Annotated in this window: 20 protein-coding genes; 9 read left to right on the top strand and 11 right to left on the bottom strand. The window is 64.8% G+C overall.

From position 1 onward, the window contains the following. Nucleotides 1-28 precede the first annotated feature (28 nt). Entirely contained in the window at nucleotides 29-682 is a 654-nt protein-coding gene (locus ACT4ML_RS09935) for a 4-vinyl reductase (RefSeq protein ID WP_444720722.1), read from the bottom strand. A gap of 443 nt (nucleotides 683-1125) precedes the next feature. Between ACT4ML_RS09935 and ACT4ML_RS09930 the strand changes: the two genes are divergently transcribed. From ACT4ML_RS09930 to ACT4ML_RS09920, 3 genes are all read left to right on the top strand, one after another. Next, nucleotides 1126-1554 carry a 30S ribosomal protein S12 gene (locus ACT4ML_RS09930; RefSeq protein WP_004267302.1) on the top strand — a complete coding sequence of 143 codons (429 nt, stop codon included), beginning with the start codon at nucleotides 1126-1128 and terminating at the stop codon, nucleotides 1552-1554. 2 nt (nucleotides 1555-1556) lie between these two features. Then, entirely contained in the window at nucleotides 1557-2165 is a 609-nt protein-coding gene (locus ACT4ML_RS09925; RefSeq protein ID WP_006432288.1) for a 30S ribosomal protein S7, read from the top strand. Between the two features lie 236 nt (nucleotides 2166-2401). Further along, a complete protein-coding gene (locus ACT4ML_RS09920; RefSeq protein WP_444720721.1) occupies nucleotides 2402-3391 on the top strand; it encodes a hypothetical protein in 990 nt (329 codons plus the stop codon). A 97-nt stretch (nucleotides 3392-3488) separates the two neighbouring features. Here ACT4ML_RS09920 and ACT4ML_RS09915 read toward each other — a convergent pair whose 3' ends face one another. Together ACT4ML_RS09915 and ACT4ML_RS09910 are read right to left on the bottom strand one after the other, a co-directional pair. Further along, nucleotides 3489-4244, bottom strand: a complete 756-nt coding sequence (locus ACT4ML_RS09915; protein WP_444720720.1) for a DUF5781 family protein — start codon at nucleotides 4242-4244, stop codon at nucleotides 3489-3491. 136 nt (nucleotides 4245-4380) lie between these two features. Next, nucleotides 4381-5913 (bottom strand): hypothetical protein, encoded by a 1533-nt coding sequence (locus tag ACT4ML_RS09910; RefSeq protein ID WP_444720719.1) that lies wholly within the window; start codon nucleotides 5911-5913, stop codon nucleotides 4381-4383. A gap of 260 nt (nucleotides 5914-6173) precedes the next feature. On the opposite strand from ACT4ML_RS09910, the gene ACT4ML_RS09905 reads away from it, so the two are divergent. Further along, complete coding sequence (locus ACT4ML_RS09905; RefSeq protein ID WP_444720718.1) at nucleotides 6174-8360, top strand: elongation factor EF-2; 2187 nt, start codon at nucleotides 6174-6176, stop codon at nucleotides 8358-8360. Nucleotides 8361-8498: 138 nt separating this feature from the next. On the opposite strand, the gene ACT4ML_RS09900 is transcribed toward ACT4ML_RS09905, so the two are convergent. Both ACT4ML_RS09900 and serS read right to left on the bottom strand, forming a co-directional pair. After that, nucleotides 8499-8645, bottom strand: a complete 147-nt coding sequence (locus ACT4ML_RS09900; RefSeq protein WP_175416462.1) for a hypothetical protein — start codon at nucleotides 8643-8645, stop codon at nucleotides 8499-8501. 75 nt (nucleotides 8646-8720) lie between these two features. After that, nucleotides 8721-10100: a serine--tRNA ligase gene (serS, locus tag ACT4ML_RS09895; RefSeq protein ID WP_444720717.1), complete on the bottom strand. Its 1380-nt coding sequence runs from the start codon at nucleotides 10098-10100 to the stop codon at nucleotides 8721-8723. A gap of 124 nt (nucleotides 10101-10224) precedes the next feature. Between serS and ACT4ML_RS09890 the strand changes: the two genes are divergently transcribed. Beyond that, the gene (locus ACT4ML_RS09890) at nucleotides 10225-11433 is read left to right on the top strand and encodes a potassium channel family protein (protein WP_444720716.1); all 1209 of its coding nucleotides are present in this window, start codon (nucleotides 10225-10227) and stop codon (nucleotides 11431-11433) included. A 636-nt stretch (nucleotides 11434-12069) separates the two neighbouring features. Here ACT4ML_RS09890 and ACT4ML_RS09885 read toward each other — a convergent pair. From ACT4ML_RS09885 to ACT4ML_RS09870, 4 genes are all read right to left on the bottom strand, one after another. Then, nucleotides 12070-12651 (bottom strand): magnesium transporter, encoded by a 582-nt coding sequence (locus tag ACT4ML_RS09885; protein WP_444720715.1) that lies wholly within the window; start codon nucleotides 12649-12651, stop codon nucleotides 12070-12072. Then, entirely contained in the window at nucleotides 12651-13226 is a 576-nt protein-coding gene (locus ACT4ML_RS09880) for a magnesium transporter (protein WP_444720714.1), read from the bottom strand. The genes ACT4ML_RS09885 and ACT4ML_RS09880 overlap by 1 nt, the downstream gene beginning before the upstream one ends. 137 nt (nucleotides 13227-13363) lie before the next feature. Beyond that, nucleotides 13364-13783: a fluoride efflux transporter CrcB gene (gene crcB / locus ACT4ML_RS09875; protein WP_444720713.1), complete on the bottom strand. Its 420-nt coding sequence runs from the start codon at nucleotides 13781-13783 to the stop codon at nucleotides 13364-13366. Further along, entirely contained in the window at nucleotides 13780-14187 is a 408-nt protein-coding gene (locus ACT4ML_RS09870) for a CrcB family protein (protein ID WP_444720712.1), read from the bottom strand. Before ACT4ML_RS09870 ends, crcB begins: the two co-directional genes overlap by 4 nt. A 229-nt stretch (nucleotides 14188-14416) precedes the next feature. Between ACT4ML_RS09870 and ACT4ML_RS09865 the strand changes: the two genes are divergently transcribed. From ACT4ML_RS09865 to ACT4ML_RS09850, 4 genes are all read left to right on the top strand, one after another. Further along, a complete protein-coding gene (locus ACT4ML_RS09865; RefSeq protein WP_444720711.1) occupies nucleotides 14417-15337 on the top strand; it encodes a cation diffusion facilitator family transporter in 921 nt (306 codons plus the stop codon). An 85-nt stretch (nucleotides 15338-15422) separates the two neighbouring features. After that, nucleotides 15423-16343 carry an MBL fold metallo-hydrolase gene (locus tag ACT4ML_RS09860; RefSeq protein ID WP_444720710.1) on the top strand — a complete coding sequence of 307 codons (921 nt, stop codon included), beginning with the start codon at nucleotides 15423-15425 and terminating at the stop codon, nucleotides 16341-16343. A 219-nt stretch (nucleotides 16344-16562) separates the two neighbouring features. Then, entirely contained in the window at nucleotides 16563-18509 is a 1947-nt protein-coding gene (locus ACT4ML_RS09855) for an AMP-dependent synthetase/ligase (RefSeq protein ID WP_444720709.1), read from the top strand. 189 nt (nucleotides 18510-18698) lie between these two features. Continuing rightward, on the top strand, nucleotides 18699-20588 hold the full coding sequence (locus tag ACT4ML_RS09850) for a cation:proton antiporter domain-containing protein (protein WP_444720708.1): 1890 nt from the start codon (nucleotides 18699-18701) through the stop codon (nucleotides 20586-20588). Between the two features lie 27 nt (nucleotides 20589-20615). On the opposite strand, the gene ACT4ML_RS09845 is transcribed toward ACT4ML_RS09850, so the two are convergent. Both ACT4ML_RS09845 and ACT4ML_RS09840 read right to left on the bottom strand, forming a co-directional pair. Further along, entirely contained in the window at nucleotides 20616-21218 is a 603-nt protein-coding gene (locus tag ACT4ML_RS09845) for a magnesium transporter (protein ID WP_444720707.1), read from the bottom strand. Beyond that, entirely contained in the window at nucleotides 21215-21787 is a 573-nt protein-coding gene (locus ACT4ML_RS09840) for a magnesium transporter (protein ID WP_444720706.1), read from the bottom strand. The genes ACT4ML_RS09845 and ACT4ML_RS09840 overlap by 4 nt, the downstream gene beginning before the upstream one ends. Nucleotides 21788-21860: the final 73 nt, after the last annotated feature.

The raw sequence follows: 21860 nt of genomic DNA, 5'->3' as shown, positions 1-21860 counted from the left end.
CTGATTATCCGTTGTGACGGGGGCGCGATCAGATCCAGTCGACGCGATACTTACAGTGTTGCCCGCCGTCCGATCGACACTGGTCGCCGACTTCTTCGACCTCGACGGGACTGTCGGCGAACTTTCTGGCGACCCCTTGAATGAGTCCCTTATCGAACTCGCACGGATAGGGGTTCTCACAGGTCATCACGCCTTCGGTTTCCCCGTCCAGCTGGAACTCGTAGGACCCGATCCCGCTGCCGCGGTGGTTTTGGTGGTAGGCCTGATCGATCCCTCGTAACGCGTTCTCGACGTCGGAGAGCTCCGGCGGGAATTCGACGTGCTCGGGGACGTTCTGTCCCATGTTTCGCATCCTAACCCCGCCGTACTCGTCACGCATATCGTACAACATGGCCAGCGGAATGGCGAGCGGATACCACTCTTCGGGCTCGATGTCCTCGAGTCCGTGTTCGGCGAGTTTGTTGGTGATCTGTTTTCCGACGAACGACGAGACCGATTCGCCCGCGGCGATATACGACACGGGACTCCGTCCGATCACTTCCGCGTCCTCGAGCGATCCGTCGTAGCCGATTCGGTCGTTCACGGCGGGTAATTCGGTCCCGGACTGGGACTCTTCGTCGCCGCCCCCGAGTAGTCGGTTGAGCCAAGATGAGGTGATTAATACTGTATTGATCGTATTCATAACGAGTGCAGAATCTCAGCCGTATAACTAATATCCTCTTGTTACTGTTCGGTATGATATCAAGCTGTCAGTGTTCGGGAGACGATTTGCTGTCCGTGGGACCCCTGTGTCTCGGTCGATGGATCAGATCGAAGACGACAGTTTCCGATTCGACGTACCAATCGGAATCGCGGTCGATTGCTTGTCCGGAGCAGTCTGCATCCATGAGACTCGAGAACGGCAAGTCAGCGATCGAACGAAATGATCGCCGAATCACCCGCTCTCCCTATAATTCCGCACTTTCGGCTGGGTTCCGGACAGGAGACTGCAGCGGACAGTCCGAGAGCTGTCGTGCGGTGGTGAAACCGTCTCATATCCCTTCGTTGACCCTGATCGACCGTTCTCGAGCCGTAACGCCGGATCGAAACAGGTCGCTTAAGTGCCTTCGACGGATAGCGGCCCCTATGGCAAACGGCAAATACGCCGCGCGCAAGCTCAAGAAGGACCGCCAGAATCAGCGGTGGTCCGACTCGGACTACGCGCGCCGCGCCCGTGGACTTCGCGAGAAGTCCGACCCGCTCGAGGGCGCACCTCAGGCTCGCGGTATCGTACTCGAAAAGGTCGGCATCGAAGCCAAACAGCCCAACTCGGCGATCCGAAAGTGCGTCCGAGTGCAGCTGATCAAAAACGGGAAGCAGGTCACCGCGTTCTGTCCCGGTGACGGTGCGATCTCGTTCATCGACGAACACGACGAAGTCACCATCGCCGGCATCGGTGGGGCGAAGGGTCGTGCGATGGGTGACCTCTCCGGTGTCAACTACAAGGTCGACAAGGTCAACGGCGTCGCGCTGAAGGAACTCGTTCGCGGGAACGCGGAGAAACCGGTGCGATAATCATGGCTGCAGAAGATCAACCAGATCCGGACGCGCCGGCCGGTGGTGCAGACGTTTCGGCGAAGCTCTTCGGCACGTGGGACCTCGTCGAGATCGAGTACGCCGACCCCTCGACCGAGCGCTACATCACGGTCTCGCCCGTCGCTCACACCGCGGGTCGCCACGCCAGCAAACAGTTCAAGAAGTCCGAGATCTCTATCGTCGAGCGCTTCATCAACCGCTTGATGCAGACCGAGGAGAACACGGGCAAGAAACAGCAGTCGCTCAACTACGTCCGCGACGCCTTCGACATCATCAACGAGCGCACCGAGGACAACCCCATTCAGGTGCTCGTCACGGCAGTCGAGAACGCGGCCCCGCGGGAGGAGACCGTCCGCCTGAAATACGGTGGCATCTCGGTCCCGAAGGCCGTCGACGTCGCGCCCCAGCGCCGCGTCGACCAGGCGCTGAAGTTCCTCGCGGAGGGCGTCTACAACGACTCGTTCAAGACGACGACCGACGTCGAAGAGGCCATCGCCCGCCAACTCATCGGCGCGGCCAACTACGACGTCCAGACCTACGCGGTCAGTCAGAAAGAAGAGAAAGAACGCGTCGCGGCGGCCGCCCGCTAAGCGGAGCGTCTTTCGGTTGTTTTCTCTCGAGGTTGCGGCTCGCTATCGACATTTCCAGCCGTCGGTCCGACTCGCGGTCGAGAACCGATGCTTCGAGCGCCGACTCAAGGAGTATCGATCCCTTCCGGAACCGTCACTTACTGAGCGGGGATGAATCAGCTGTGCAGTCGGATAGATAAACACTCAATTTTGACGATACTTATATCCGGGACGACAATGACAGTGGCTGACACGTCATGTCCGACGACTCTACGCGGCTCGAGTTGGACCGCCGATCGCTGTTGCAACGCGCGAGCGCGACGTCGTCGCTCGCACTCGTCGGGACGGCCGGCGTTGCCGCCCGCGACCACGACCGGCACGACCGATCGGCGGACGAGACCGTGCTCACCGAACTCGCCGTCGAGACGGACGGGCACCCGGCGGTCGAACGCGCATCCGTCACGTTCCTTCGGCGCGGTCGACAGAACGTCGTTCGCGGGGAGATCGAAGCCAGTCACGAGATCGACGCGTCCGAGACGCGCAGCGACGCCGATCTCACGAAAGTCAGTCACTCCCTCTCGCTCGAGCCGGACTCGATTCGACCCGACAGCGACGAGACGACGTGGAGCGACGCGATCATCGCCGATCTCGGTTCGGATGCGGTCGCGCTCGAGCGGGACGTAGACACCGTGGACCCGGCCGAGCGGTTCGACGGTACCGACCGCGATCAGACGGGGCAGGTCAGTACGCAGGGGCTCGACGAGCCGGCCTTCGAACACCTCGGCGACGCGGTGACGGCAGTCGAGACGAGCTCGAGCGAGTGTGGGCCGCTCTGTCGGACCAATCTGGTGGTCGATATCGACCGAAGCGACGCGACGGACTATTCCATCGCGGACTCGACCGGCCGCTTCGAAACGGTGGACGGCTCCACGTGCGACGGCGAGGAGTTCGGCGATCGGTTCCCCTGTGCGGAGATTCCGTCGCTCTATGACTGTTCGATCCCGGACGCGTTCAACACCACGTGGCACACCGACGACCGGGACTACGACCGCACGTCCGCCGCCGCCGACTACTACAACACCGACTTCCCCGTCATCCCGGAGACGAGGGTCTCACACTCCCAGTCCACGAGCGTGTCGGGAACGACGCTCGAGGTCAGCGGGCACTGGGAACACTCCGGGACGCTCGGCTTCAGAACTGCGATCAGGTACCTCCTCAAAGGCGGCGTCACCGCGATGTACTACTGAGACGGGCAGTCGGATGTGCGATCGGCGTCCGATTCGTCGGTCGCCGTCGGCTCGTCGGTCGCGCAGGGTCAGGCCATCGGCGGTTCCCGCCGCCGAGTCAGTCCGCGGCGCGACTCCCGCCGCCGACGTAGGAGCGCGTCGCGTCGACGAGCACCTGCCGATACGTGCTCGTGTCGGGTTCCCGTGCGAGCTCCCGAAACCGGCGTTTGAACCCGTCGAAGTCGATTTCCGGGGCGTCCATCGCGGCCGCGTGCGCGAGATCGTACAGCCGGTGGTCCTCGTCGACCAGATCGTGTCGCTCGGCGAGTGCGAGCGCGAAGGCCGCGTTCACCGCCGTGATCTCGGGATCTGCGCTCGCGGAGAGTCGCTCGAATCCCGGTCTGGGCGGCGTCTCCGGCCGGTCGGCGACGGCCGCTGCGAGACTCGACTCGAGGAAGGAGAGCAGCTTCTCGCCGGGGCCGACCGAGAGCGTGATGTCGTCGGCGTAGATGTCTTTCATGTGGTTCGCGATCTGGTAGCAGTGTGAGAGCTTGCGCCGCTCGACGCTCTTCCCGGCCAGCGCGAGGTAGAGAACCTCTTCGGTGGACTGGGTGTGGGAGGGATGTTGTTGTTCGTGGCGGGCCATGTGGGCGAACTCGTGGAGGGCAAGTTCACGGGCCATCGCCGACGAGGCGGCCTGCCTCGAGATGTTCAGCACGTGGCGGTCGTCGTAGTGGGCGGCCCACGTCCGCTCGTCGGGGTCGTCCCGCAGGCGGACGTGGACCGGCAGCGAGAGGTCCTGTTCGGTTTCGAAGAGGTCGCGGGCGCTGAGGAATGGAGAAGTCGGTCCCGGTCCCTGTACGCGAATATCCATGTGTAGCAGTACCAAGAGTCCGACGGGATTTGACTCTTTTGTGCGGTTGCACGGAACCGAACCGTTCTCCACCTGCCGGGGACTCCCGGTCGTCAGCGGAGACCGGTTCCCGTCCGGTCGTCGACAGGGTTCGTCGTCACTGGGACCGCGGCACCGACCAACTCGCGAGGATTTCCCCTTCGACTCGCCAGCCGACGAAGAGCCGTCCGCCGTAGTCGTCCTCGGTCAGATCGACCGTGACGGAATCGCCCGCTTCGACGGTCTGCTCGTTCGATAGCTCGGGCCAGTTGAGCGTTCGTCTATTGACGACGATATCGAGTTCCGCGGCGGGTATCGAATCACCGCCCGTGTGCTGGACGGTCGCGGTATCGAGAGTACGATCGAATTCGATCTCGAACGACGCGTCCGGGACGCGACTCGTCTCCTCCGGAAGCGTCTCGGCGTGGAGCACGGTCGGTCCGGGCGTCCACACGATTCGGAGGTCCGACCCCGGGTCGGCGTCGCCGACCGAGACGCTCGCGGTGTGGCCCGCCTGCACCTCGTCGGCGCTCGAGAGTACGCCGAAGGGAATCGTCCGAGTCCGCCCACCGGTCTCGATCCGCACCTCGAGTTCGTCGGCGGGGATCGAATCGCCGGAAGTGTGCGTGATTTCCGCCGTGTCGCCGTCGATTTCGACCTCGAACCTCGCCTTGGGGCCCGACCGCTCGTCGCCGGAGTCGGTCCCCTCCGCGGTGTGTTCCACCTCGTACGTGAGTACGACCCCGTCTTGCGTGGCCGACGGCTCGTCGACCCGCTCGAGAACGGGGAGGTCAGCGGCCAATCCGTCGGGGTCCTCGACGGGCTCGTCGGTGATCACGGTTGCCCGGTAGCGGCTGCCCGATTCGCCCGCGTCGACGCTAAAGCCGGCGGCTTCGACCGACGGCGTGTCGGTCCCGTCGCCGCTCGAGGGTTCGAACAGCGATTCGGCGCGGCCCTGCAACGTCGGCGCGCCGAAAACGACCGCCCGCTCGTCCTGCCGACGCAGGAGTCGCGCGGCAGTCTCGTCGCCCTCGTGGAGCCGCGTCGCGGTCCCCGCTCGCGCGTCGATCATCGCCTCGACGATGTCGCGACCGGTCGCCTCACGATCCGCGCTGGCGCTCCCGACGAGGTACGTCGCGGGAGTGCCGTCGCCGATCGCGACGGCGTACTCCTCGTCGAAGTACACGTCGTGGGACGCGTACGTTTCCGTTTCCACGCCGTCTTCGTCGGTGATCGCGTCCTCGAGTTCCGACCGCATCGTCGCCGGGTCGAACCCGTCTACGACGGCGAGCCCGAACGCGGTTCGGTCCTCGCGGTAATCGATCGAGACGGCGTGATCGATGCCGTCGAACTGCTCGTTGTTGACGTAGGTGACCGTCTCGATCGCCCAGTCGACGTTCCGAGACGGCAGTTCGCGACTCGAGTCCTCGAACCGGTCGTCGACGTACGTGTAGGTGTACGACCCCATCCCGACCGTCTCGGGCGCGTACAACCAACTGTGAAACGCCGGCAACGCCGGCCCCTCGTCACCGTCGCCGTCGTCGGTCTCGTCCTCACTCAACCCGGGTATGTCGCCCGTACACCCGGCTATCCCCACGCTTCCCGCTGCGATACCCCCCGCAAGGAACGCCCGTCGGCTCGAGTCCACCATGTCATCCTGCGTTTCTGTCACAGATTGATGAATGTTGTTACCGGTGTCGGGCTTCAACCGCCGTCTTCGACCCGAACGCCGGTGATCGATCGCGACCTCGGCGGTCGCGGCGGATCGTGGCGGTCCGACCGGTCTCGGAATTATGAGAACCGTTCACTCACTCAAACTGGATATTCAAACGCTCGGACCGGAAAGAACGACGAAATCCGGCGGCGACGAAACACTACCCTTTTGACCCCGCTGGCGGTATTGGGGGGTATATGGGCCGACGCAAGAAGATCGTCCAAGAGTGTGAACGGCTGATGGACGACCCGGAGAACATCCGGAACATCGCCATCGCCGCTCACGTTGACCACGGAAAAACGACCCTTACGGACAACCTCCTGGCTGGTGCCGGCATGATCTCCGACGAGACTGCCGGCGAGCAGCTCGCGATGGACACCGAAGAGGACGAACAGGAACGCGGGATCACCATCGACGCGGCCAACGTTTCGATGACCCACGAGTACGAGGATCAGAACCACCTGATCAACCTCATCGACACGCCGGGCCACGTCGACTTCGGTGGCGACGTCACGCGAGCGATGCGCGCCGTCGACGGTGCGCTCGTCGTCGTCGACGCCGTCGAAGGGGCCATGCCCCAGACCGAGACGGTGCTGCGACAGGCACTGCGCGAGGGCGTCAAGCCGACCCTGTTCATCAACAAGGTCGACCGCCTCATCTCCGAACTCCAGGAAGGACCCGAGGAGATGCAGGAGCGACTCCTCTCGGTCATCCGCGACGTAAACGAGCTCATCCGCGGAATGACCGAGGACATGGACGACATCGACGACTGGACCGTTTCAGTCGAAGAGGGAACCGTCGGCTTCGGTTCCGCACTCTACAAGTGGGGCGTCTCCATGCCCTCGATGCAGCGCACCGGCATGGACTTCGCCGAGATCATGGAACTCGAGCGCGCCGACAAGCGCCAGGAGCTCCACGAGCGGACGCCGCTGTCGGACGTCGTGCTCGACATGGTCTGTGAGCACTTCCCGAACCCGATCAACGCCCAGCCCCGTCGTATCCCACGGGTCTGGCGTGGTGACGACGAGTCCGATATCGCCGAACAGATGCGTCTGGTCGACGAGGACGGCGAAGTCGTCCTGATGGTCACCGACATCGCGATGGACCCCCACGCGGGCGAAGTCGCCTCCGGCCGCGTCTTCTCGGGGACCCTCGAGAAGGGCCAGGAGCTGTACGTCTCCGGGACCGCGGGCAAGAACCGCATCCAGTCCGTCGGCGTCTACATGGGTGGCGAGCGCGAGGAAGTGGACGAAGTTCCCGCCGGGAACATCGCCGCCGTCACCGGACTCAAGGACGCGATCGCCGGCTCGACCGTCTCGAGCGTCGAGATGACGCCGTTCGAGTCGATCGAGCACATCTCCGAGCCGGTCATTACGAAGTCCGTCGAGGCGAAGAACATGGACGACCTGCCGAAGCTGATCGAGACGCTTCGACAAGTCTCCAAGGAAGACCCGACGATCCAGATCAACATCAACGAGGACACCGGCGAGCACCTGATCTCCGGGCAGGGTGAGCTTCACCTCGAGGTCATCACCCAGCGTATCGAGAAGAATCAGGGAATCCCGGTCAACACCGGCGAACCGATCGTCGTCTACCGCGAGCAGCCCCAGCAGGCGAGCGACCAGGTCGAGGGTATCTCGCCGAACCGCCACAACCGCTTCTACATCTCCATCGAGCCGATGAACGACGAGCTCGTGGAGACGATCCAGCGGGGCGAGGCCTCGATGGACATGCCCGAGCAGGACCGTCGTGAGGCCCTGCAGGACGCCGGCATGGACAAGGACGACTCCCAGGAAGTCGAGCACATCCACGGGACCAACATCCTCATCGACGACACGAAGGGTATCCAGCACCTGAACGAGACGATGGAACTCGTCATCGAGGGGCTCGAGGAGGCCCTCGATAACGGTCCGCTGGCTAACGAGCCGGTACAGGGGTCGCTCATCCGTCTGCACGACGCCCGACTCCACGAGGACACCATCCACCGCGGTCCGGCACAGGTCATCCCCGCGACCCGCGAGGCCGTCCACAAGTCGCTGATCGACGGCAAGATCAAGATGCTCGAGCCGATGCAGGACGTCCGTATCGACGTGCCCAACGACCACATGGGCGCCGCCTCGGGCGAGATTCAGGGCCGTCGTGGCCGCGTCGACGACATGTATCAGGAAGGCGATCTGATGGTCGTCGAGGGTATCGCGCCCGTCGGCGAGATGATCGGCTTCGCGAGCGACATCCGCTCCGCGACCGAGGGCCGTGCCTCCTGGAACACCGAGAACGCCGGCTTCGAGGTCATGTCCGACTCGCTCCAGCGCGACAAGATCATGGAGATCCGCGAGCGCAAGGGCATGAAGCTCGAGCTGCCGCCGAGCATCGACTACATCTAAACGCCGTTCTCACCGCTTTTCTTCGGGTGCGCTCGCTGCCGGGCACTGCTCGGAGAACAGCCGTCTCGCGAACGCGTTGTGAGACGCTTTCCGTCTTCTTTCGATCGTCACTGAGCGGTGGTTCGCCTCGGTACGTCGTCACGCCGTCAGCACCTTCATGAAGAAGGGGAGTATGACGAAGAAGACCAGCAACGCGAGCCACCACGAGAACAGTACGAACGCACCGACGACGAACAGCACGCCGATGACCGAGGCGAGGACCTTCTGACGGAGATCGATGTACATACCCGTAGATCCGAGTTCACCACTATAATCGTTCTCGTTGACAGAATCGGACGATCCGCGAAACGACGCCCCAGTCTACTCCCGCTCGCCTGCACCGAGCGCGCTCTCACCGACCTTTTCGTGCCCTTCGATGACCTCTTTTCCGCCCATGTACGGCTGCAGCGGCTCGGGGATGGTCACCGTGCCGTCCTCGTTCTGGTAGTACTCGAGGATGGCGACCATGACGCGGGGAATCGCCAGTCCCGAGGCGTTCAGGGTATGCAGGTATTCGGCCGACTCGTGGCGCTCGGGCCGGTAGCGCAGGCCGGCGCGCCGGGCCTGGAAGTCCTCGAAGTTCGACGCGCTCGAGACCTCGAGCCAGCGGCCGCCCTCCTCGGGGCCGTCGTCCATGTCGTCGCCGGGAGCCCAGACCTCGATGTCGTAGGTCTTGGCGCTGGCGAAGGTCAGGTCGCCGGTACAGAGTTCGAGGATGCGGTAGGGGAGCCCGAGCCGCTCGAGGATATCCGCGGCTTCCCCGAGGAGGTTCTCGAGGCGGTCGTAGCTCTCCTCGGGCTCGACGAAGTTGACGAGTTCGACCTTGTTGAACTGGTGGACGCGGACGATCCCGCGGGTCTCGGTGCCGTGCTCGCCGGCCTCGCGCCGGAAGTTCGGCGTGTACGCCTGATGTTTGAGCGGGAGGTCGTCGTCCAGCAGAATCTCGTTTGCGTACATGTTGGTGACCGGCACCTCCGCGGTGGGACAGAGCCAGAGGTCTTCCTCCTCGTACTCCTCCTCGTTGCTCCCGCCCAGTCGGTAGGCGTCGTCGGCGAACTTCGGGAGCTGGCCGGTCCCCCGCATCGAGGCGCTCTTGACCGGCACCGGCGGGAAGAGATCGACGTAGCCCTGGTCGCGGTGGACGTCCATCATGAACTGGATCAGGGCGTGCTCGAGCTGTGCGCCTTCCCCTTTGAGGAAGTAGAAGCCGGAACCGGTCGTCTTGGCGGCGCGTTCCTCGTCGATGATGTCCAGTTCCTCGCCGAGGTCGTAGTGGGGGGTGACCTCGTCGGGCAGGTCGCGCAGGTCGTCGAAGCCCCAGCGGCGGTCCTCCTCGTTGTGGCGTTCGTCGACCCCCAGCGGGACGCTCTCGTGGGGTATCTGCGGGATCTCGAGCATCCGTTCCTGCAGTTCCTCCTGCAGTTCGGCGGCCTCGTCCTCGACGTCCTCGATTTCGGCTTTGAGTTCCCGCGACCGCTCGATGGCCTCCTCCCGCTCCTCGTCTTTCCCTTCGGCGACGAGCGTGCCGATCCGCGTTGTGATCTGGTTGCGGTCGTTGCGCAGGTCGTCACCGCGGGCTTTCAGCTCCCGCCAGCGTTCGTCGAGTTCGAGTACCTCGTCGAGATCGACGTCGGCCCCGCGGGCGTCGAGGGCGTCGCGTACCTCCTCGGGGTTCTCGCGCAGATAGGTCCGGTCGAGCATTGGTATTAGGCGTGCGTTCTTTGCGCCCGGGCAAAACCGTGTCGGAAGGCCGCGTCGTCCCATCCTCGTCCGCGGCCCGCTCGAGCGGGAAACCCTTTTTCCGCGGGCCCGCCTCTCTCGAGGTATGGATCCGCTCGAGGGCGAGACGTCGTCGGCTCCGATCGAGTACGAGCCCGTCAGCGTCAAGGACGTGCTGGTGGAGATGAAAGACACCGCCGAGCTGTTGATCGACCTCTCGTACTCGGCCGTGCTCCACCAGAGCGAGGAGCTCGCGACGGAGGTGCTCCGACTCGAAGAGCGGATGGACGTCCTCGAGCTCCGCGCGCGGATGAGCCTCTTGATGGCCGCCCGGAAGCCGGCCGACGCGGAACAGCTCGCGCCCGTGCTGGGAATCGTCGGGGCCGCGGACGGCATCAGCGACGCCGCGGGCGACATCGCGAAGATCGTCCTCGAGGACATGGGCCTGCCCGAGGCGATGCGAGCGGCGCTGCCCGACGCCGCCGAAGCACTCCTCCGGGGCGTCGTCGCGCCGGACTCGTCCTACGCCGGGCGCACCCTCGAGGACATCGACCTCGAGTCCGAGACGGGTGTGCGCGTGATCGCGCTCCGGCGGGGCAGCGACTGGCTGCTCAACCCGGGGCCGACGACCCGCGTCGAAGCCGACGACGTCGCGCTCCTCCGGGGCCCCGAGTCGGCGATCGGCAACGTCTGCGAGGAGCTGACCGGCGAGGTCTACGAGGCGCCGAGCGTCGAGACGCCCGATATCGACGACCTCGAGCGAGCCGTGGACACGATCGTCCATATGAAGGACTTCTCCGAACTGGCGGTCGATCTGGCCTACAGCAGCGTGCTGTTCGACAGCGAGGAGTTAGCCGAGGAGGTCCGCAACCTCGAGGTCGAGGTCGACGCGATGCAGTCGCGGTTCGAGGCGTGGACGCTTCGGGCGGCCGCGGACGCGGCCGATCCGGTCGTCCTGCGCGGGCTGATCCAGCTCGGCAACTGTACAGAGCGGATCAGCGACGCCGCGATCGAGATCAGCGAGGGGGTCCTTCGGGACATCGACGTTCACCCGGTCGTGCAGGTGGCCGTCCAGGAGAGCGACGAGATCATCACCCGCGTCGAGGTCGGCGAGGGGAGCGACCTCGACGGCACCGCGGTGACCGCCGGCGTTCCCGACGCCGAGTCGACGATGTCGGTGATCGCTATCCGCCGGCCCGGCGAGGGCTGGCTGCTGGTCGCGGACGCCGACGCCGAACTGCGCGGCGGTGACGTGCTCATCTCGAAGGGGACTCGCACCGCTGCAGCGGATTTCCGGAATCTGGCCGCAGCATAATCAGCACGGTTTCTGTAGTCATTCGATGGCTGATTTCGACCATCTATAGTTACTATTCACACATCTGTTAGAAATTAAAACATCGTCAACCATGGATATTCTGAAACATCTCTACATCTCGTCACTCAAAACATCAGTACTCGGTCTCTTCTTCGCTTTCGTTTAGGCAAACCACCATCATAACTGTTGATAGAATCACGATTCCGATTAGCGCTTGGGTATACACTACTGGAGAGATGCCTACTGATTTGAGTGTGCCATTTAGTCCTCCTACTGTGTATTGTATCACCATGGACATAAATAGAAACAAAAATGCTATCAATCCGATGTTGGCCCATGTGCGCCAGTGAGATAACCCACTCATACAGATTTATTCGAATACTAATAATAAAAAATCTACCCCATTTCTAATCAGATGTATCTCTGATATCCTCTAGGATACAAATCATTGGTCAGTACGGTGTGATTTTAAGTATGAAATTACACTCGAGCGAGTCGAGGACGTAGTTCGTCACGATCGCCGCAGGGGATCTCCGTAGCTGACGTTCTGACCGATAGTCAATGCGGTCTCGTGGTAGTCATCGCGGACGGCAGGCCGTCGTAAAGAGAACGCGCTCTGCATGTGCTCTCGGCGACTCAGTTCAGCACGACGATGGCGACTCCTGAGAGGACGATCACGCCGAGGATGTCACAGACGTTCGTCACCACCGGGATCGTCGTGTCGTCCGGATCCAGCCCCTGCGTATAGGAGACGTAGGTCGCGGCGATGCTGAGAACGGTCGCGATCGCGGCGAGTAGCATGCCGCTGACGACCGAGATGAGCATGAGATCGGCGAGTGCCATCGGTGCGGCGATGGTTTGACCGACGACCCACGCGATGAGTCCGAGCGCCGAGAAGATCGTGAGCGCGAGGCCCATAATCGCGATCACGTTGGTCCACAGCACCTCGTCCCGCGGATCGAACTCGAGTAAGCCCAGATGGAGTCGCGTCGAGAGCCGCGAGGAGAGGATCGCGCCGAGGTTTCCGCCCATCCCGATCATCACGGGGACGAGCACCAGCAGCGTCGGATTGGAGAGGTAGGTCTCCTCGAGTTCCTCGAGGACGTAGCCCGACCCCATCTCGAGCACCGAGAGGACGAGCAGGATGGGGAACATCGTGGCGACGATGTTGCGGATCGACCACGAGTCGAGCGAGTCGTCGGGCTCCGTCGCCGCCATCAGAAGATCCCCCCGACGACGGTGATCGCGACGAAGAGGAAGACGACGCCGAAGATGTCGCCGAGGGTGGTGACGATCGGGCCGATCAGGTTGTCGGGATCGAGCCCGTACTCGTAGCTCGCGAACACCAGCCCCAGCAGTCCGAAGATCAAGGTGACGGACGTGAGGACGCCGGAGACCAACATGATGCCGACGAGTTCGACGAGTCTGGCCGATTCGCGACCGAGAACGTGCAGAATGCCCCACGAGAGGACCGCGATGACGACCGAAATCCCGATGCCGTTGATAAAGGAGGCGGCGACGGCGTTGACCAGCCGCCGGTCCCACGAGAACTCGGGGTCGATCATCCCCTGATGGAGTCCGCTCGAGATCCGCGCCCCCATCGCGCCGTAGACGTTCCCTCGAGTCGCGAGGAAAGCCGGAAGCAACAACAGCAGTCCGGGAAACCGTTCGAACCCCGCCGTCATCCCCTCCGATCCGAGGACCGACCCCGCGAAGATCCCGCCGGCGAGACTGACTGCGAGAATCGGGAGTGACTCGCGGTAGATGCGCCACGCCTCTTGGCGAGCCTCCATAGCGTCGCTTCACGCGCCCCGAACATAAACCTACCACGGATCGGACGCGATGCGATCGCTCGAATGCGTGCGAACCACTACCGCACGTGACCGATCGCTAACGGGTCCCGACCGAGAGACGGACGGACTCGTGCGTCTCAGACGGGACCGACGGCAACGAGCGCCCACGCGACCCCGATCGCGACGAGCGAACCCGCGAGATTGGCCGCGGCGTTGCCGACCGCGAGGGCCCGGTCGCCGCGCTCGTACAACTGGAGCGTCTCGACGGAAAACGAGGAGAAGGTCGTAAACGAACCGCAGATTCCGGTGCCGACGAGCGACAGCGTCGACTCGCTCGCGCCCGCGAAGACCGCGAGCCCGAAGACGAAACTGCCGAGGACGTTGACCGCGAACGTCGGAAGCGGCAGTCGATCGCTCGAGGCCCGAGCGGAAAGCCGCTGGGAGACCCAGTATCGGAGGACTGCGCCGATCGCGCCGCCGGTGCCGACGACGTGGGCGGGTTCGGGATCGATCGCGACGAGCGCGCCGACGATCGGATCGAACGCCGTCGCACTCACGCCGTCTCACCACCGGTGGGTCGCGGATCGCCGATGCGGCGAGCGAGCGCCCGCCCCGCGAGCACGCCGATGGCTCCGAGCCCGTAGTTGGCTGCGACGATGCCGAGTAGCGCGAGCGGGGCCGACGCGAGCGCGGTCTGCAGCGCGAACGTGCTGTAGGTCGTCAGCGAGGAGAGGAAGCCGGTCGTGAAGACGAGTCGGGCCCGTGGTCCAACGTACCCCGCGTATTCGGCCTCGTAGACCAGAACGGCGAGCGCGGCGCTTCCGACGGCGTTGACGAGGACGATCGACGGCACGTCCGGGAGCGCCCCCATCGCGAAGAAACGGAGGTTCGAGCCGGCGAAGCCGCCGACGGCGATCAGTGCGAGCGTCTCGAGTCGAACGAGCGGGTGAGCGTCTGTCATGGCTGGCTGGTCGCAGGGACCGTCAGCCGACCGACGCTCGGCCCGTGCCGGCACGATGCCAGCGGGTCCGGCGTTCCTCCGGCGGTTGGATCAGGCGGGCCCCATCGCCCGGATACGGCGGTGTTCTCACAGGATCGAAATGAGCGTTGCGAAAGCCGTCCGGGCGGGCTCTCTCGGCTCGAGGCGGGGAAGGAAAAGATCCAAGGTTAGACTGGCTCTAAACCGATGCATGTCCGAAGAGGGTGGCGCGGACGGCGACGGCGGGCGGGGCGCGTTCGCGCGGGCGTCGTGGGCGAACGTCCTCGGCAACGTCGCGAAGATCGTCGCCGAGGGCGGCGCGGGGCTGGTGTTCGGAAGCGTCGCGCTGCTCGCGGACGCGGCCCACTCGCTGGCCGATCTCGTCGCCAGCGTCGTCGTCCTCGTCTGGGGCCGGAGCGCGTTCGACGAACCGGACGACACCCACCCCCACGGCCACGCCCGGATCGAACCCCTCACGGCGCTGTTCGTCGGTTCCCTCATCGCGCTGCTCGGACTGAACCTGCTCTATCGGTCTGTCCGGGGACTTATCGCCGAGCCCGACATCGAGTTCAGTGTCCTGCTCCTCGCGGCGCTCGGCTTCTCGATCGTCGACATGTATCTGGTCTATCGCTACACGATCGGGATCAACGAGCGACTGCAGTCGACCGCGCTCACGGCGCTCGCCAAGGACTGCCTGAACGACATCTACACCTCGGTCGCCGCCATCGTCGGCGTCCTCGGCGTGCTGGTCAGCTACCCGATACTCGACCCCGTCGCCGGCGGCCTCGTCAGCCTGCTGGTCGTCTATCAGGGCGTCGAGATCGGCAGGGAGAACGTCGATTACCTCATCGGTGCCGCGCCCGGCCCCGAGAAACGCGCCGAGATCACCGACCGCCTGCGGAGTCACGCGGCCGTCGAGGGCGTCCACGACCTGACCGTCTTCTACGACGGCACCGTCCTCGAGGTCGAAGTCCACGCCGAGGTCGACGGCGACATGCCGTTCCGGGAGGCCCACGACATCGAGTCGGAACTGGTCGATCGGCTGCGGGGCGTCGAGGACGTCGGCGACGCACACGTCCACCTCGATCCCTCCGGGATCGGCGAGTGGAAGGACTCGGCCGACGAGCACTGAGACGGGGCACCGGCCGATTCCCGCCATACTCGCCTCGAGTCGCCGCGACGCGAGCTTTTATCCCGTCCGACGACGGGCTACCGATATGGAAGTCGGAGACGTCCGCGAAGTCACTACCGGCGACTGTTCGGACCTCTACTACCTCGATACGGGAATGTACGACACGAACGGGTACGGCGCCGTCTACATCCTCGACGACGAACGCCCCGCCGTCGTCGACACCGGTATCGGCACCAACTACGACCTGCTCCGCGAGGCGCTGGCCGAGGTCGGCATCGAGGAGGACGACCTCGAGGCCATCGCGCTGACTCACATCCACCTCGATCACGCCGGCGGCGCGGGCTTTCTCGCCGCAGACTATCCGAACGCCGACGTCTACGTCCATCCCATCGGGGTCGATCATCTGGCCGATCCGTCGCGGCTGGTCGCGGGGACGAAAAACGCCGTCGGCGACCAGTGGGAGTACTACGTCGAACCCGAGCCGATTCCCGAGGACCGAATCGTCACGATCGAGGACGGCGACGCCATCGACCTCGGCACCCACGAACTGCGCGTCCACGCGGCACCCGGCCACGCGCCCCATCAGGTGGTCTTCGAGGACCCGGTCAACAACGCGGTCTTCGTCGCCGACGCCGCCGGCATCTGGGTCCCCGAAATCGAGGCGATCCGGGAGACCTCGCCGCCATCGAACTTCGACCTCGAGCAGTGTCTCGCGGACCTCGAGACGCTCGCAGCGATCGATCCGGACGTGTTCTGCTACCCGCACTTCGGCCCGCGGTACGTCGGCGACGACGTCGACCGGGTCCTCGAGGAGTACGCGGCCGTCCTCGAGGAGTGGGTCGAGGCGGTCGCGGACGAGCGGGCGGCGCTCGGAGACGACGAGGCGGTCGTCGAGCACTTCGCCGACGCGACCGAGATGACCGGCGTCTGGGGCGACGAGAAGGCGAGCGAGGAGGCCAAACTGAACACGCGGGGCGTGCTCGGCTATCTCGAGCACCGGGAGTGAGTCCTCGAGCGGCGAGTCGCGATTTGCGAGTTGGCGGGCGGCTGCCGGCAGTGCCGGACGACTCCAATCGAACTATCGATCAGTTGCTTCGGTTCCGTGCAACGGCCGGTAACCGGCCGCTCAGCCGTGTTTCGAGGCCTCGAGAGCATGTGAGAAACCCAGCCGGTGATGAAATCAGTTTCATCACGTTTTATCGCACGCGACCCATTCTCACAGGGTATGGACTGGCGGGACGCCGAACGAGAGTACGAAGACGAGGTAATCGGCGAGACGACCCTCGCGCGGCTGTTCGAGGACTCGGCCGAGCGGAACGCGAACCGGCCGGCACAGCAGTACAAGGGCGGCATTTACGAGCGATCGCTGACCGATTTGGTCCTCCCCGCCGCGACGCCCGGGGAGTTCCGAACGATCTCCTACGCCGAGATGCGCGACATCGTCCGCACGCTCTCGGCCGGCTTTCGCGATCTGGGCGTCGAAACGGGTGATCGAATCGGGCTCTTCTCGAACACCCGCATGGAGTGGGCCCAATCCGACTTCGCGTTGCTTTCGGCCGGCGCGGTCGTCACTACCGTCTACACGAGTTCCTCGCCCGATCAGGTCCGCTACCTGCTCGACGATCCCGACGCCGACGGTGTCGTCGTCGAAAACGAGGCCCTGCTCGAGGACGTCCTCGAAGTCGAAGCCGACCTCGACCTCGAGTTCATCGTCTCGATCGACGAGGTCGACGGCTACGACGACCGCGACGACATCCTGACCCTCGGCGAGGTCTACGCCCGCGGCGAGGAGACGTTCGACCTCGAGGCCTACGAGGAACGGATCGCGGAGACGGAGTTGGACGATCTGGCGAGCCTGATCTACACCAGCGGGACGACGGGTCAGCCGAAGGGAGTCCAGTTGAGCCACCGGAACTTCCGGTCGAACGTCAACGGCATTCGGAAGCGGTTCGCGCCGCGGCCGGACAAGGACGACGACGTGCCGGTGTTAGACGAGGAGTCGGTGGCGATGTCGTACCTGCCGCTGGCGCACGTCTTCGAGCGGACGGCCGGCCACTTCGTGCTCTTCGCGAGCGGTGCCTGCGTCGCCTACGCGGAGAGTCCGGACACGCTTCAGGAGGACTTCAGCATCGTCGAGCCGACGACGGCCACGAGCGTGCCTCGCGTCTACGAGAAGATTTACGACAGCATCCGCGAGGAGGCCAGCGGCTCGGCGGTCTCCGAACGGATCTTCGAGTGGGCCACCGACGTCGGCGTCGAGTATCAACTGGCCGACTCGCCGGGGCCGATCCTGTCGGCCAAACACGCGGTCGCGGACAAACTCGTCTTCTCGTCGGTCCGGGAGGCGCTGGGTGGCGAAATCGACCTGCTCATCAGCGGCGGCGGGAGCCTCTCGCCGGAGCTCTGTCGGCTCTATCACGCGATGGGGCTGCCCATCTTCGAGGGGTACGGCCTGACCGAGACCTCGCCGGTCGTCGCGACGAATCCCCAAGACGCCGTCGAGGTCGGGACGATCGGCGCACCCTTAGTCAACGTCGACGTGAAAGTCGACGAGACCGTCGCCGATCAGGAGGCCTTCGCCGACGACCCCGGCGAGGTCGGCGAACTCCTCGTCAAGGGGCCGAACGTCACCGAGGGCTACTGGAACAAGCCCGGCGCGACCGAGGGGGCGTTCACGCAGGAGGGCTGGTTCCGCACCGGCGACATCATCCACCTGCGGCCCGACGGCTACCTCGAGTTCCGCGACCGGCTCAAACAGATTATCGTCCTCTCGACGGGGAAAAACGTCGCGCCGGGCCCGCTCGAGGACGCCTTCGCGGCCAGCGAGATCGTCGAACAGGCGATGGTCGTCGGCGACGGCGAGAAGTTCATCGGGGCGTTGCTCGTCCCCAACACGACCCACCTCCGCAAGTGGGCCGACGAGGAAGGCATCGACCTCCCCGACGACCCCGAGGCGATGTGTGACGACGATCGGGTCCGCGAGCACATCCAGCAAGAGGTCGACCGGGTCAACGAGAACTTCGAGAAACACGAGACGATCAAGCGGTTCGAACTCGTCCCACAGGAGTTCACCGAGGAAAACGACATGCTGACCCCGACGATGAAGAAGAAGCGACGGGTCATCCTCGAGCAGTTCGAGGACCGCGTCGACCGGATCTACGCGGACGACTGACCGCTCCGTTCTCGCCGCGGTGACGCCGTCGCCCTCGCGAATCGCTCGCTGTGACGACTGGGGAACCCGTCTCGACCAAATTACGGCCGTTTCTCGCAGGAGTTAACCGATTGGACCGAGTGGATTTGCACGAATGGACGGACAAGCAGTAGCGATACGCCACCCGATCGCGGGGCGACGGCGACGACCATGACCGGGGCGGAAGGCGGTGCCGATCTGCTCCTCTTGGTCGCGTCGATCGTCGGTCTCGGTGTCTTCTCGCAACTCCTCTCGGCCAGATTCCGCGTGCCGAGTGTCCTCTTTCTCATCGCGTCCGGGGTCGCGATCGGCCCGGAAGGGCTCGGCGTGTTGACCATCGACTCCTTCGGCGAGAGCGGTCTCTCGACGATCGTCGGCCTCTCCGTCGCCGTCATCGTCTTCGAGGGGGCGTTCCACCTCAAGATCGAGAAGATCAAAGAAGCGCCGACGGCCGTGTTACGGCTGACTACGATCGGCGCGGTGATCGCGTTTCTCGGGACCGCCGGCGCGGTGCGATTCTTTCTCGGAGCCGACTGGGATATCGCGCTGTTGATCGGCGCGCTCCTGATCGCGACGGGGCCGACGGTCATCACGCCGATCCTGAAGGTCGTTCCCGTCCGCGACCGGGTCGCGGCGACCCTCGAGACGGAGGGGATCGTCAACGACGTGACGGCGGCGATCCTCGCGGTCGTGCTGTTCAAGGCGATGACCGTCGGGGAGGAGACGCTGACCACCGAACTCTACCTCCAGTTGTTCGCCGAACGGCTCGGCACGGGGCTCCTCGTCGGCGTCGTCGTCGCCGCGGTCGTCTGGTCGGTGCTCCAGTACGTCGACCTCTCGCCGGACAACGCGCCCCAAAACGCCCGGTTGCTCACGCTCGCGGGCGCGATCATCGCCTTCGGGATGGCCGATTACGTCTTCTCGGAGGCGGGCGTGGCGGCCGCGGCCACGGCCGGACTGATCCTCGGGAACGCCGGGCTCCCCTACGAAGAGGAGATCGAGGCGTTCAAGGGCGATATTACACTGATCGTCCTCTCTTTCGTCTTCATCACGCTCGCGGCGCTGCTCCAGTTCGACCAGCTGTTCGCGCTCGGGCTCGGCGGCGTGGCCGTCGTCTTCGTCGTGATGTTCGTCTTGCGACCGCTCCTGGTCTTCCTGACGACCCGCGGAGACCGGTTTACGTTCCGAGAGACGCTGTTCATGAGCTTCGTCGGCCCGCGGGGCATCATCCCCGCGTCGGTCGCGACCCTGTTCGCGATCCGACTGCAGACTGAGACCGCACCGCAGAACGCGGCCGGTGCGGACCTGCTCGTCGGCACGGTCTTCCTCGTCATCCTCATCACGGTCGTCCTCGAGGGCGGGCTCGCCCGACAGATCGCGGAGAAACTCGACGTGATTCCAATGCGTGTACTCATCATCGGCGGCGGCCGCGTCGGTCGCTCGCTGGCAGAACGGCTCGAAGCGCGCGGTGAAAACGTAGTGCTGATCGAGGAGGATCCGACGATCCTCGAGCAACTCCGCAACGACGGCTTCACCGCTCGGCGGGGCGACGGGGCCGACGTCGAGGTGTTACGCGAGTCGGGTGCCGAAAACGCCAAGACCGTCGTCGCGGCGACCGGCGACGACGACGCGAACCTCCTCGTGGCACAGCTCGCGAAGTCGAACTTCGACGTCGAGAACGTGATCGCTCGAGCGAACGAGCCGTCGAACGCGTCGGCGTTCGAGGACCTCGGCGTCCAGACCATCTCGGCGGCCGAGTCGACCGCGTGGGCGATCGACAACCAGATCGAACGGCCCGCGCTGTCGAACTGGATGTCCGAACTCGGCCGCTCCGGCGACGTCCAGGAGATCGAAGTCACCAGCGACGACCTCATCGGCAAGCCGATCGCCGACATCGGGAGCGAACTCCCCAACGGCGTCCTCATCGCGCTCGTGAGTCGCAACGGGACCAGCGAGGTGCCGACGCCCGATGTCGAACTCCAGCGGGGCGATCACATCACGCTCATCGGCCGGACCGAGGCGGTCCGCGAGACGATCGAGCAGTGCGGAACGCCGGTGTAGATTCGGTCTCGTCGCCGCGCGGCCGACTTACAGCACGAGTCCGACGACACCGAAGAGGATGAGCACGCCGGTGATGTCACAGACGTTCGTCACCACCGGGATCGTCGTGTCGTCGGGGTCGTAGCCGAGCCGGTAGGAGGCGTAGACGGAGACGGAGCTGACGACGACGACCCAGACCGCCAGCAGCATGCCGCTGATCATCGTGATCACCAGGAGCGTGCCGATCCCGAGCGTCCCGCCGAGGGCGCGGCCGATCCCCCACGACGCGAGTCCCAGCAGCACGAACACCGTCGCCGCCAGCCCGAGGACCGCCCCGACGTTGGCCCGAATATTCGGATTCGACGGCGAGAACTCGAGCGTGCCCAGATGCAATTGCGTCGACAGCCGGGCGCACATGATCGAGCCGAGGTTGCCGGCGGTGCCGATCATCACCGGGACCAAGACGAGCAGCGCCGGGTTCTCGAGCAACTGTTCCTCGTAGCTCTCGAGGACCGTCCCCGAGACCATCTGGAGGACCGAGAGGACGGCCAGCAGGGGGACGAGCGTCGTGACGATGGACCTGACCGACCACTCGTCGAGCAGGTCGTCCTCGAGGTCCTCGCCGGACAGGAGGTCGCCGCCGACGCTCACAGTACCGCCCCCGCCGCGGCGATACCGGTCAACAGGAAGACCACGCCGAAGACGTCGCCGACGGTGGTCACGACCGGACCGATGACGTTGTCGGGATCGAGCCCCCGCCGGTAGCCCTTGAAGATCACGGTCAGCAACACGCCGAGCATCGCGACCGCGCTCAGCAGGGCGGCGACGAACAGGACGATGACCAGTTCGAGCAGGCTCGCCGGGCGACCGAGCGCGAGCATGACACCCCACGCGAGGACGGCGATGAAGACGGAGACGATCATCCCGTTCAGAAAGGAGGCGACGATCGCGTTTCGCAGTCGACCGGTCCACTCGAAGCGGGGCGCGATCACGCCCTGATGGAGGCCGCTCGAGAGCCGCGCGCCGAGCGAGCCGTAGACGCCGCCGCGGGTGGCGAGAAAGGCGGGGAGCAACAGGAGGATTCCGGGGACGCTCTCGATCCCGTCGCGCATCGTTTCGGTTCCCAGCAGCGTCCCGGCGAACAGGCCCGCGACGAGACTGACGAGAACGACCGGCAGCGCCTGCCGATACACGTCGAGGGCGGAATCGTGACCCAACATCTGTCACAAGGTGTGTCGCCGATGCATTAAGCGTTGGTTCGCTGCCCCGTTCCCTGCGACCCAATCTTGATTA

It is taken from the genome of Natrinema sp. LN54 (assembly GCF_052439245.1).
GTDB lineage: Archaea > Halobacteriota > Halobacteria > Halobacteriales > Natrialbaceae > Natrinema > Natrinema versiforme_A.
The sequence above is the reverse complement of the archived record's forward strand: the minus strand, read 5'-3'. Positions and strand labels throughout refer to the sequence as shown.

Excerpts from the sequence above, each read along its gene's own strand:
- ACT4ML_RS09855 (WP_444720709.1), top strand. The coding sequence starts at position 16,563 with ATGGACTGGCGGGACGCCGAACGAGAGTACGAAGACGAGGTAATCGGC.
- ACT4ML_RS09925 (WP_006432288.1), top strand. The coding sequence starts at position 1,557 with ATGGCTGCAGAAGATCAACCAGATCCGGACGCGCCGGCCGGTGGTGCA.
- ACT4ML_RS09840 (WP_444720706.1), bottom strand. The coding sequence starts at position 21,787 with ATGTTGGGTCACGATTCCGCCCTCGACGTGTATCGGCAGGCGCTGCCG.
- ACT4ML_RS09930 (WP_004267302.1), top strand. The coding sequence starts at position 1,126 with ATGGCAAACGGCAAATACGCCGCGCGCAAGCTCAAGAAGGACCGCCAG.
- ACT4ML_RS09870 (WP_444720712.1), bottom strand. The coding sequence starts at position 14,187 with ATGACAGACGCTCACCCGCTCGTTCGACTCGAGACGCTCGCACTGATC.
- ACT4ML_RS09915 (WP_444720720.1), bottom strand. The coding sequence starts at position 4,244 with ATGGATATTCGCGTACAGGGACCGGGACCGACTTCTCCATTCCTCAGC.
- ACT4ML_RS09920 (WP_444720721.1), top strand. The coding sequence starts at position 2,402 with ATGTCCGACGACTCTACGCGGCTCGAGTTGGACCGCCGATCGCTGTTG.
- ACT4ML_RS09900 (WP_175416462.1), bottom strand. The coding sequence starts at position 8,645 with ATGTACATCGATCTCCGTCAGAAGGTCCTCGCCTCGGTCATCGGCGTG.
- ACT4ML_RS09865 (WP_444720711.1), top strand. The coding sequence starts at position 14,417 with ATGTCCGAAGAGGGTGGCGCGGACGGCGACGGCGGGCGGGGCGCGTTC.
- ACT4ML_RS09885 (WP_444720715.1), bottom strand. The coding sequence starts at position 12,651 with ATGGCGGCGACGGAGCCCGACGACTCGCTCGACTCGTGGTCGATCCGC.
- ACT4ML_RS09890 (WP_444720716.1), top strand. The coding sequence starts at position 10,225 with ATGGATCCGCTCGAGGGCGAGACGTCGTCGGCTCCGATCGAGTACGAG.
- ACT4ML_RS09860 (WP_444720710.1), top strand. The coding sequence starts at position 15,423 with ATGGAAGTCGGAGACGTCCGCGAAGTCACTACCGGCGACTGTTCGGAC.
- serS (WP_444720717.1), bottom strand. The coding sequence starts at position 10,100 with ATGCTCGACCGGACCTATCTGCGCGAGAACCCCGAGGAGGTACGCGAC.
- ACT4ML_RS09905 (WP_444720718.1), top strand. The coding sequence starts at position 6,174 with ATGGGCCGACGCAAGAAGATCGTCCAAGAGTGTGAACGGCTGATGGAC.
- ACT4ML_RS09850 (WP_444720708.1), top strand. The coding sequence starts at position 18,699 with ATGACCGGGGCGGAAGGCGGTGCCGATCTGCTCCTCTTGGTCGCGTCG.
- ACT4ML_RS09910 (WP_444720719.1), bottom strand. The coding sequence starts at position 5,913 with ATGGTGGACTCGAGCCGACGGGCGTTCCTTGCGGGGGGTATCGCAGCG.
- ACT4ML_RS09935 (WP_444720722.1), bottom strand. The coding sequence starts at position 682 with ATGAATACGATCAATACAGTATTAATCACCTCATCTTGGCTCAACCGA.
- ACT4ML_RS09880 (WP_444720714.1), bottom strand. The coding sequence starts at position 13,226 with ATGGAGGCTCGCCAAGAGGCGTGGCGCATCTACCGCGAGTCACTCCCG.